15 protein-coding genes are annotated in these 10,432 nt (G+C 55.4%); 8 read left to right on the top strand and 7 right to left on the bottom strand.

Going from position 1 to position 10,432, the window contains the following annotated elements:
• Window positions 1-77: 77 nt before the first annotated feature.
• On the bottom strand, window positions 78-863 hold the full coding sequence (locus tag ACWB12_RS08305) for an alpha/beta hydrolase (RefSeq protein WP_479529606.1): 786 nt from the start codon (window positions 861-863) through the stop codon (window positions 78-80).
• A 12-nt stretch (window positions 864-875) separates the two neighbouring features.
• Entirely contained in the window at window positions 876-1,433 is a 558-nt protein-coding gene (locus ACWB12_RS08310) for a cysteine hydrolase family protein (protein ID WP_479529607.1), read from the bottom strand.
• A 98-nt stretch (window positions 1,434-1,531) separates the two neighbouring features.
• Between ACWB12_RS08310 and ACWB12_RS08315 the strand changes: the two genes are divergently transcribed.
• From ACWB12_RS08315 to ACWB12_RS08340, 6 genes are all read left to right on the top strand, one after another.
• Window positions 1,532-2,449 carry a GlxA family transcriptional regulator gene (locus ACWB12_RS08315; RefSeq protein WP_479529608.1) on the top strand — a complete coding sequence of 306 codons (918 nt, stop codon included), beginning with the start codon at window positions 1,532-1,534 and terminating at the stop codon, window positions 2,447-2,449.
• An 88-nt stretch (window positions 2,450-2,537) separates the two neighbouring features.
• Window positions 2,538-4,484, top strand: coding sequence for a threonine--tRNA ligase (gene thrS, locus ACWB12_RS08320; RefSeq protein WP_479529609.1), 1,947 nt, complete (start codon window positions 2,538-2,540; stop codon window positions 4,482-4,484).
• A 213-nt stretch (window positions 4,485-4,697) separates the two neighbouring features.
• Window positions 4,698-4,988, top strand: a complete 291-nt coding sequence (locus ACWB12_RS08325; RefSeq protein WP_479529610.1) for a BufA1 family periplasmic bufferin-type metallophore — start codon at window positions 4,698-4,700, stop codon at window positions 4,986-4,988.
• A 69-nt stretch (window positions 4,989-5,057) separates the two neighbouring features.
• Window positions 5,058-5,918 (top strand): MNIO family bufferin maturase, encoded by an 861-nt coding sequence (bufB, locus tag ACWB12_RS08330; RefSeq protein WP_479529611.1) that lies wholly within the window; start codon window positions 5,058-5,060, stop codon window positions 5,916-5,918.
• Window positions 5,915-6,676 carry an HvfC/BufC family peptide modification chaperone gene (locus tag ACWB12_RS08335; RefSeq protein ID WP_479529612.1) on the top strand — a complete coding sequence of 254 codons (762 nt, stop codon included), beginning with the start codon at window positions 5,915-5,917 and terminating at the stop codon, window positions 6,674-6,676. Before bufB ends, ACWB12_RS08335 begins: the two co-directional genes overlap by 4 nt.
• Window positions 6,673-7,212: a DoxX family protein gene (locus ACWB12_RS08340; RefSeq protein WP_479529613.1), complete on the top strand. Its 540-nt coding sequence runs from the start codon at window positions 6,673-6,675 to the stop codon at window positions 7,210-7,212. Before ACWB12_RS08335 ends, ACWB12_RS08340 begins: the two co-directional genes overlap by 4 nt.
• A gap of 73 nt (window positions 7,213-7,285) precedes the next feature.
• Here the strand turns inward: ACWB12_RS08340 and ACWB12_RS08345 are convergent, their stop codons facing one another.
• Window positions 7,286-7,645, bottom strand: coding sequence for a hypothetical protein (locus tag ACWB12_RS08345; protein WP_479529620.1), 360 nt, complete (start codon window positions 7,643-7,645; stop codon window positions 7,286-7,288).
• The gene (locus ACWB12_RS08350) at window positions 7,638-7,976 is read right to left on the bottom strand and encodes an arsenate reductase family protein (RefSeq protein WP_479529614.1); all 339 of its coding nucleotides are present in this window, start codon (window positions 7,974-7,976) and stop codon (window positions 7,638-7,640) included. The genes ACWB12_RS08345 and ACWB12_RS08350 overlap by 8 nt, the downstream gene beginning before the upstream one ends.
• A 216-nt stretch (window positions 7,977-8,192) precedes the next feature.
• Between ACWB12_RS08350 and ACWB12_RS08355 the strand changes: the two genes are divergently transcribed.
• Complete coding sequence (locus ACWB12_RS08355; RefSeq protein ID WP_479529615.1) at window positions 8,193-8,402, top strand: cold-shock protein; 210 nt, start codon at window positions 8,193-8,195, stop codon at window positions 8,400-8,402.
• Window positions 8,403-8,656: 254 nt separating this feature from the next.
• The gene (locus ACWB12_RS08360; protein ID WP_479529616.1) at window positions 8,657-8,866 is read left to right on the top strand and encodes a cold-shock protein; all 210 of its coding nucleotides are present in this window, start codon (window positions 8,657-8,659) and stop codon (window positions 8,864-8,866) included.
• A 102-nt stretch (window positions 8,867-8,968) separates the two neighbouring features.
• Here the strand turns inward: ACWB12_RS08360 and ACWB12_RS08365 are convergent, their stop codons facing one another.
• The 3 genes from ACWB12_RS08365 to ACWB12_RS08375 all read right to left on the bottom strand — a co-directional run.
• A complete protein-coding gene (locus ACWB12_RS08365; RefSeq protein ID WP_479529617.1) occupies window positions 8,969-9,265 on the bottom strand; it encodes a hypothetical protein in 297 nt (98 codons plus the stop codon).
• A gap of 114 nt (window positions 9,266-9,379) precedes the next feature.
• On the bottom strand, window positions 9,380-10,099 hold the full coding sequence (locus ACWB12_RS08370; RefSeq protein WP_479529618.1) for a class I SAM-dependent methyltransferase: 720 nt from the start codon (window positions 10,097-10,099) through the stop codon (window positions 9,380-9,382).
• Window positions 10,086-10,432 (bottom strand): FAD-dependent thymidylate synthase (locus ACWB12_RS08375; protein WP_479529619.1); only part of this gene is annotated, 347 nt, incomplete at its 5' end. The genes ACWB12_RS08370 and ACWB12_RS08375, both read right to left, overlap by 14 nt.

Below are 10,432 nucleotides of genomic sequence, written 5' to 3' on the forward strand. Positions count from 1 at the left end.
CAGCGCCTGATAAAAACCCGCCGATGCGGCCATATCGGCGACACCCAATGTGATTAAACTGACCCGTTGTTCCACTTTCAGTCTCCTTTTTCCAGCACATCCACCACGGCGGCCTCAACCAGCGCCAGACACTCCGGTGTGGAAAACCGGTGATCCGCCCCCTTCACCAGCGTCATTTGAATGTCATCGCCATCAGCATGGTCCAACAGGCGCAGCGCCACAGATACCTCCACATCCTTATCCGCCGTGCCTTGCAACAGGCGCACGGGAAACGACAATGTCAGTGGGTCACGCAACACCAATTGGTTGCGCCCATCCTCGATCAGTTTTTTGGTGATGATGTAGGGCTCGCCATATTCCGACGGCAGGGCCACCTGCCCTGTATCAACCAGCGCCGCCCTTTGCGCATCCGAAAATCCGGCCCACATGCCGTCTTCGGTAAAATCCGGCGCTGCCGCAATGCCAACCAACCCCGCAATGCGCCCGGGGATACGTTTGGCCAACAGCAGCGCAATCCAGCCGCCCATGCTGGAGCCGACCAACACTTGGCGTCCTTCGCACAACGCTATGATCGCCGCCTGCGCATCCGCCGCCCATTCGCCAATGCTGCCTTCGGTGAATTTGCCCGATGATTGGCCGTGCCCCGAATAATCCAGCCGCAAAAACGCGCGGCCTTGTGCGCGTGCCCAGTCCTCCAGATGAATGGCCTTGGTGCCCTCCATGTCGGATTTGAACCCGCCCAGAAACACCACGCAGGGGCCGCGCCCCGCAGTTTGATGATAGGCAATGCGCCGCCCGTTATCGCAGGTCAAGTAGTCTAGTTTTATCACGGCATAGGCCTCCGGTTCACTTACGGGAACCATACCGCGACGCGCCTAATCAGACAATCCGGCAATCACCTGATCGGTTGGCAATATCGCACCGTATCCCATCGCCAATGCCGCCATGAACCCTGCATGCACTTGGGCGGCAGGCACCGCGACCCCGTCAAATTCCAGATCACGGGTGGCGCAGGAATCGTGTGCCACGGTGCAAGTATAGCCCAGATCAGCCGCCGCGCGGGTGGTGGCATCAATGCAAAAATGGCTCATTGCGCCAATGATCACCAGATCGGTGACGCCCAGCGCTTGCAATTGATCCTGCAAATCGGTGTCGCGAAAACTGTTGGGGAAGTTTTTGGTGATCACCGGCTCATTATTCGCAGGGGCAACCGACGAATGAATTTCAGCACCCTGTGTCCCCGCTTCGAAAAACGGCGCGGGTTTGCGTAGGATTTCGTGGCGGATGTGGATCACCGGCTTGCCTGCGGCGCGGAATGCCGCAAGGATTTCAGCCGATTTTGCCGCCGCCGCATCGATGCCCGACAAGGGGAACTTGCCACCATCAAAATAATCGTTCTGCATGTCAACAATCAACAAAGCCGTGGTTATCATTGTTTTTACTCCTAAAAACTAACCTCGAAGACAACTTGTATTACGCGTCTATTTCGCGCTAGTGTCATATTTGACATAAAACACTCCAATTCGGACATATGGCCGACCAACCAATAAACCTGACCTTGCTAAACTATCCCGGCGCGTCCATCGCGGCGGTTACGGGCTTGCAAGAAATGTTCACCCACGTCGCCCGCCTGCATGAACGCGACGGGCTGACACCGATTGTCTTGACCATGGTCACTGCGGACAGCTTGCCTACCACCGCAATCAGCGCGGTGATCCTGCCGCCCGCTTTTGGCAACGACCAATACCTGAACCCGCCGCAAACCGTGCTCGATTGGCTGCGCAATCTGCCTGACGATTGCATCATGGCCTCGGCTTGTGCGGGGGCGTTTTATCTGGGCGCGGCAGGGGTGCTGGACCAGCGCCGCGTCACCACACACTGGGCGCTGGAACAGAAACTGCAGACGCGCATCCCCGATGCCAATGTCGATGCAGATGAAATCCTGATCAGCGACGGGCGGGTGATTACCGCTGGCGGCCTGTTGTCATGGGTCGATCTGGCGCTGGAACTGATCGCGCAACTTTCCAGTCTTGCGGTGATGCGCGAGGTCGGGCGGCACTTTGTGGTTGATACAGGGCGGCGCGAGCAGCGCTATTACCGCGCTTTCAACCCGCCACTAACCCACGGTGATACCCCCATTGAACAAGCGCAATTCCTGATCGAGCGCACCTTCACCGCCCCGATCCGCATTTCCGAACTGGCCCGCACCGTCGCCCTGACCGAGCGCACCTTCCTGCGCCGATTCGAACGCGCAACCGGCCACACGCCACTGGCCTATGTCCAACACCTGCGCATCCAGTCGGCCCAACGCGCGTTGGAAAACACCCCCGCCGCGATTGATCAAATCGCTTATGCGGTCGGGTATGAAAACGCCAACGCCTTTCGCAAACTGTTCAAACGCCACACGGGTCTGTCCCCCTCGCAATACCGACAGCGCCTAAAACGTTGACAATGCCCGCGCCTCGCGCCAAAACGCATATGAACATAACCCGCAACCGGGCGCTTGGTAGGCGCCAAACTGACGAGGAGCGCCTGATATGGCCCAAATCCAACTCACTTTTCCAGATGACAGCAAACGTGAATTCGACGCCGGTATAACGGCGGGCGAAATCGCCAGTGGTATTTCCAATTCGCTGGGCAAAAAAGCCATCTCCGCCACCGTGAACGGCACCCACTGGGATCTGCAATGGCCGATCAATGCGGACGCCACCATCGCCATCAACACGATGAAAGATGCCGAACCCGCGCTGGAACTGATCCGTCACGACTGCGCCCATATCATGGCCCGCGCTGTGCAGGAGCTTTGGCCCGACACCAAAGTCACCATCGGCCCTGTGATCGACAACGGCTGGTATTATGACTTTGACCGCAAAGAGCATTTCACCCCCGATGATCTGGGCGTGATTGAAAAAAAGATGAAAGAAATCATCAACAAGCGTGACACTGTGCGCACCGAAATCTGGGATCGTGACCGTGCCGTTCAGTTCTATAAGGACAATGACGAGCCTTATAAGGTCGAGTTGATTGATAGTATTCTAGGCGACGAACCCCTGCGGATGTATTGGCATGGCGAGTGGCAAGACCTGTGCCGCGGCCCGCATTTGCAGCACACTGGCCAAGTGCAGGGCGATGCCTTCAAACTGATGTCAATCGCTGGTGCCTACTGGCGTGGTGATAGTGACCGCCCCATGTTGCAACGCATTTACGGCGTGGCGTTCCAGAACAAGAACGATCTGAAAAAGCACCTGTTCATGCTGGAAGAGGCCGAAAAGCGCGACCACCGCAAACTGGGCCGCGAGATGGACCTATTCCACCTGCAAGAAGAAGCGCCGGGCATGGTGTTCTGGCACCCCAACGGCTGGACCCTGTATCGCACCCTACAAGATTACATGCGTCGTCGCCAGATTGATGACGGTTATCTTGAAATCAACACCCCGATGGTGGTGGACCGCAAATTGTGGGAAGCATCAGGCCACTGGGAAAAATACCGCGAGAACATGTTCACCACTGAAATTGACGATGAACACGCCAATGAAAAACGCACCAACGCGCTAAAGCCGATGAATTGTCCTTGCCATGTGCAGGTCTATAATCAGGGTATGAAATCCTACCGTGACCTGCCGCTGCGCCTGGCCGAATTCGGTTCGTGCCATCGGTATGAAAGCTCCGGTTCGATGCACGGGTTGATGCGGGTGCGCGGGTTCACGCAAGATGACGCGCATATTTTCTGCACCGAGGAGCAGATTGCCTCGGAGACCGAAAAGTTCATCAAACTGCTGACGCGGGTCTATGCGGACCTTGGCTTTGCCGATTTCAAAATCAAGTTTTCCACCCGTCCCGAGGTGCGTGCCGGATCAGACGAAGTATGGGACCGCGCCGAAGCAGCGCTTGAAAATGCGATCAAGGCATTGGGGCACCCCTACGAGACCGACCCCGGCGAAGGCGCGTTTTACGGCCCGAAACTGGATTTCAAACTGACCGACGCGATTGGCCGCGAATGGCAACTGGGCACGCTACAGGCTGATTTCGTGTTGCCTGACCGTCTGGATGCCGAATATGTCGGCGAGGATGGTGCCAAACACACCCCCGTCATGCTGCACCGCGCGACCCTTGGATCATTCGAGCGGTTCCTCGGCATCCTGATCGAAAACTACGCCGGAAAATTTCCGCTGTGGCTGGCCCCGCGTCAAGTGGTGGTGGCGGCGATTGTTTCGGATGCGGACGAATACGTGCAAGAGGTGGTCGCAGAACTGCGCGCCAAAGGCATCCGCGCCGAGGCAGACGTGCGCAACGAGAAGATCAACTATAAGGTTCGCGAACACTCATTAGGCAAAGTGCCGGTCATTCTGGCCATCGGTATGCGTGAAGTCGAGGAACGCACCGTGTCCGTGCGCCGCTTGGGCGACAAGCAAACCAAAGTGATCAGCTTTAACGAGGCTGTAACATCTCTCACGAAAGAGGCGCTTGCACCCGATCTTGTCTAAAACTGTAACATTCCGCCCCTCCGCACTGTAACATTCCAGCGCGGGAGGGCGAATTTTCGCATTTTTCGGCGCAAACCTGCGTATTTCCCCTGATATATCATAACGCGCCCGTGACACACGCCGATGTGAATGGCTTGCACGGATGCCCTGCCCGTATGTTTCCCTATGTCGCAAACAGCGGCACATGGAAACGTAACTTAAGGATCATCTCATATGTCATACCACGTTAAATCGCTCGCCGTTGCTGGCGCTATCGCTGCCGCCCTGACCGCCACATCCACTGTTCCAGCTGCCGCTGCTGCCAAAGAAAAATGCTACGGCGTTGCACTGGCCGGCCAAAACGACTGCAAAGCAGGCGCAGGTACAACATGCGCAGGCACATCGACGGTTGATTACCAAGGCAATGCATTCTCGCTGGTTCCTGCCGGTACTTGCGCCAGCATCGAGCTGCCTGAAGGTCGCATGGGTTCCATGGAAGAGCTTGAGCGCGACGTCCCTGCCTAGTATACTTATCTGGCGCCTTTGCATGCTATGTAGAGGCGCCATTTTTCTATCTGATATAGGGTTTAACCAATGCTCGACAAAAAGCTTTCGAAGTTTGAAACCCTGCCAAATCGCCCCGGCGTCGGATATAAACCACAACATTTCACGGCAATCATGGAGGACCCCAGCCCAGTTGAATGGCTGGAAATCCACGCTGAAAACTACATGGGCGATGGCGGCCGTCCACTTGCACAACTGCGCCATCTGGCCAAAAAATTTCCGATATCTGTGCATGGTGTTGGCCTATCGATCGGTGGCAACGATCCGCTTGATACGGATCACTTGAACCGCCTGAAACACCTGTGCGGCTGGCTGAACCCCGCATCATTTTCCGAACATCTGGCGTGGTCCACCCATGAAGGCCACTACCTGAACGACTTGATCGCGCTACCCTACACCGAAGAAACCGTAACCAGCGTTGCCGATCATGTCGCGCAGGTGCAGGATGTTCTGGGGCGTCAAATGCTTCTGGAAAACCCGTCATCCTATCTGGCGTTTGCTGAATCCACCCTATCCGAGGTCGATTTTCTGGCCGAAGTGGTAAAGCGCACCGGCTGCGGGTTGCTGCTTGATATCAACAACGTCTTCATCTCGGCCACCAACCAAAAAACCAGCGCCATTGCATATATCGACAACTTTCCCTTGGAACATGTTGGTGAATTTCACCTAGGTGGTCACGACGAAGACATGGACGATGCCGGTGATCTGCTGTTGATCGACAGCCACGGGCGCGAAGTGGTTGATCCGGTCTGGGCATTGTTTGACTACACCCTGAATAAAACAGGCCCCCGCCCCGCCCTGATCGAATGGGACGCTAACGTCCCCGACTGGTATGAACTCGCCGCCGAAGCCACCCGTGCGGCCCAAATTCTGGACAGGATCGCAACGTGACTGTCACACAAAACGAATTCACCAAGGCAATTCTTGATGCTGATTTGCCTGTGCCCGATGGGTTGTGTGACCCTAAAGGGGCCTCCGCCGGAAAACGGTTTTCCGTCTACCGCAATAACGTCGCAGTCAGCCTGTCCGAGGCATTAGAGGTCACCTTTCCAGTGATCCGCAAACTGGTCGGCGATGAATTTTTTACAGCAATGGCCGGTGTGTTCCTGCGCCAATACCAACCAGACAGCCCGATGCTGATGTTTTACGGCGCTAACATGCCCGCCTTTCTGGACAGCTTCCCGCCTGTTGCCCATCTGAGATATCTGTCAGACGTCGCCCGCGTAGAACTGGCACTTTGCCGCAGCTATCACGCTGCCGATACGGCCGCGATTGATCCGCAAACCCTGCAATCCATAGCCCCTGATGCGCTGTTGTCCACCCGCTTGCATTTGGCCCCCTCGGTGCATTTGATCCGCTCGAACTGGCCCGCCGCGGCCCTGTTCCACGCCAACAGCGATCCAGATGCACCAAAGCCGGTCATGCAGGCCGAAGACGTGCTGATCACCCGCCCCGATTATGACCCCGAAGTCACTGCGCTGCCCCCGGGGGGCGGCGCTTTTATCGCCGCCCTGATAAACGGCGAAACACTCGGCGAGGCCGATAAAACCGCGACCATCGCCACCGGTGATTTTGATCTAACCAAAGTTCTCGGCCTGTTGTTATCAAAGGCCGCAATTATAAAAACAACCGAAGGGACACCCAAATGAACGCGCTGATTTCACTACATAATTCGATATTCGGGAAACTAGAAAACATGCTTGGCCCGTGGTTCTTACCCACTCTGGCCCGCTTCACCTTTGCCGCGACCCTGCTGATCTATTTCTGGAACTCGGCCCGCCTGAAAATTGGCGAAGGTCTCTTTGGTTTCTTTGATATCAGCCGCGCCTATGGCCAGATATTCCCGCACGCATTCGAGGCCGCAGGCTATGACGATGCGGCCATGTCCTCCTTCCAGTGGTTCATTTCACTTACCGGAACATGGGCCGAATTTGTCCTGCCACTGCTGATCCTGATCGGTCTGTTCACCCGTTTGGCTGCGCTTGGCATGATCGGCTTTATCATCGTGCAAAGCTTGACAGACATCTACGGCCACATGGTGGAAAAATACGGGGCGTGGTTTGACCGGCTATCGGACGGTGTAATCATGGATCAACGGCTGTTCTGGATCACCGTGCTATTGATCCTGGTTGTGCGCGGCGCCGGCCCCCTATCACTGGACCGCCTGATACAGCGCACAGACTAACCCCTTCTTCTTGCCTGAAATACCTCCGCCAGAGGCTACGGAGCACGCCCCCCGAAGGGGGCGGCGCAATTCCTCAATGCTCATCGGGCTTGGTTGCGGCCAACGCCAACACCCCGCCCAACGCGCACATCGCAATCGGGAACATGGTGAACGCATTGAAATGAAACGCATAATACATCCCCGCCGCCGACGCCAACATCATGCCGCCACCGATCATCGCCCTTGATCGCGCCATCGCCCCACCTGCAATCGCCAGTAAGGGCGCAAACAGGCTCATGAACTTGATCAACCCGACATTATCGACTTGCTGGAACGTATCGGGGATTTCGTTCCCCGCCCAATCAACAAATTCGGTATACCCGAAACTGAAAAAACCGACGATCATACCAATGATCCCGCCGATTATCCCCAATACCAAAGCCGCATTACGCATCATTAATCCGCCAGTGTTTCTGCTCGTCCTTACCCCATCCAAGGGTCAGCAATCCGCCCTCTTCCAATATCACCGGTCGTTTCATTAAACTAGGGTGCGCCAGCATCAGCGCCACAGGATTGCCCTTGCGTTCATCCTCACTCAGCTTGCGCCATGTGGTCGAGCGCCGGTTCACCAGATCTTGCCCAAAGACAACAAAGAACCGCTCCAGTTCCTCGCCTTTCAGCCCGTCCTTTCGTACATCAACCAGTTCCACCTCATGCCCCGCCGCCTTTAATGCCTTTAGCGCACGGCGGCATGTATCACAGTTTTTTAGCCCGTATATTTTCATCTTGCTCTCACAATTTTCACCATCACTATAAGCGGAGCGTTGCTGAGTGCGAGCGTATTTTTCTTGCCTTTTTCCAAAATCACCCTACGATTTTGGCAGTGACAACAGGTTTCTTGACGACCGTCCTGTAATTTAGGGCAGCCGATAGACTGGAGAACTGGCTGCACGACCCTGCAGTAATTTCGCTGTCGGGGGGTTAAATGACGGAGAAAACGGATGGCAAACGGCACCGTAAAATGGTTTAATACGACAAAAGGTTTCGGGTTTATTGCACCCGATGATGGCGGCAATGATGTATTTGTGCATATCTCGGCGGTCGAAGCAGCTGGCATGACCGGCCTCGCTGACGATCAGAAAATCGAGTATGAAATGGTTGAAGGGCGCGACGGTCGTGCCAGTGCGGGCGAGCTGAAACTGGTCGACTAAAACCGCCAGTAGCGCGAATAGAATCGGCGTGGCCTGCCCCTGCGGGCCACGTTTAAGCGTGCGCACAAACCCGCCGCAAACCACATATCCAAAAAGAAAAGCTTGTATTATTACGCAAATGGCCCCATGTGTGCCCTGTGACGCTATTCTTATTCTACCCGCCTCCTTATCTAAGCAGCCGGACGATGTTAAAAGACTGCTGCACCAAGCCGCTGCATAACGCGGGCGGTGATACTAGACTAAGGAGATACGGAATGGCTACTGGCACCGTAAAATGGTTTAACACTACTAAAGGCTTCGGCTTCATCGCACCTGACGACGGCGGCAAAGACGTGTTTGTACACATCTCGGCTGTTGAGCGCGCTGGTCTGACTGGCCTTGCCGACAACCAAAAAGTTGAATTCGAGCTGGAAGAGGGCCGTGATGGCCGTCAATCCGCAGGCGCGATTTCGCTGGTTGACTAAATTGGCTGCGGGATGATCCGCACCCTTTTAGATTTGGAACACCCCGTTGCCTCTGGCTGCGGGGTGTTTTTATTTCAGCAGGCTATGATCAGTGCCCAAAGGCTATTCTGTATAACAGCCTTTTTCACCAACCGGACAAACGATGCGGCTGGTAGGCGCCGGATTTGCACTGCGTGCCCGCACCTTGCGTAGCACAGGATGTGCTTTCATCGATTGATAGCTAACCGACTGGTTTGGCGTGCCGCAACAGATCACCCCGTCAATAGTGATAGGCTGCAATCCTGTTGGGCAATAGTTGGCCGAAGTTGAATACGGGTAAATCCGCGCGCCCTCCGCCAATGCGGGTGCAGCCCCAAGAACAAGCGCGCCAAGTGCGACAGTCATTACTTTTGCAATCATTATAGTTCCCCAAGTTTGATCATGCGTTGGATCAGTATCAAATATCGCATTAACGATAACAGTATGGGCATCCGAGTCAATTTCTCCGACGGAAACAGATTGTTTCGACTTATACTACTTCCGCGCCTTGCGCCGTCGTTTTCTAGCGCGATTCCAGTCCTTAAGCTGCGCAAAACGTTTAGCCCCGACCACACTGCCAATCAAATTGACAGCACGGCGTTCAAGGGACCGTTTGCGATGCACGCGGGCAGCCGCGGATTTCCCCTCCTCTACCAACGCCTGTGGTGCTGACAGGGTGGTTGGCGCCGTTTTTACCGCCACCCAACTGGGATATTCCGAATAATCCGCATCCGGCTCGATCTCGGTTGTCAGGTTTAATTCAAAGCCGTTGTCATCAATAAACCGGTTCACTGCCTGCTGCACCAATGGCCAGTCATCGTGGTAATCATCCCCTGCGATCACCCCGCCAACCTTTACCTTTCGCGCCCATTTATAAATGGTGTCTCCACCTTCCTGACCGGAATGGGCATAGCCATCAATATATATGAAATCGAGGCTCTCGTCCTCGAACAGGTCATACGCCTCGTCAAAAGTCATCCGCAACAGCTTGTAGGATGACATCAGACCGACGCAGCGCAGCGCCTGTTTATACTGGTTTATGTCATGGCCATCGGCATACATATCGACGCCAAAGAACACCTCAAACCGCCCGCTTTCGACCATCCGTTTGGAATAGCCACCCGCGGCAACGCCCAGCTCAACCCCGATGCAGCCGCTTTTCTTATCCAAAAGGCGCAGCACATCATGGCGGAAATACCCCTCAAGCCGGCGCATTCAACTCGCCCTGAAACTCGCGCCACTCGCCTGCACTCATCCCCGATGTCTCCTGCGTCACTTCTTCGCCCTTTAACATCCGTCGAATGCAATCCATCGCCTTGCCGCTCAAATTCGCGCCGCCTAGGCGGTAATCCTCGAATGCGCCGTAAGCCGCAGGCACCCAATCAGCCACCACCTTGCAAATCGCATCGGCGTAAACACGGATTTCGTATTGGGCGTGCATGTCAGCCCGCAAGCGCAGGAAATGGAACAGGTTGTGCAAATCCACCTTCCAATACCACTGCGTATATATATTGGCAGGCAGGTTCATCCGCGCCAATTCCCGCGCCA

This window comes from Profundibacter sp. (assembly GCF_056498605.1).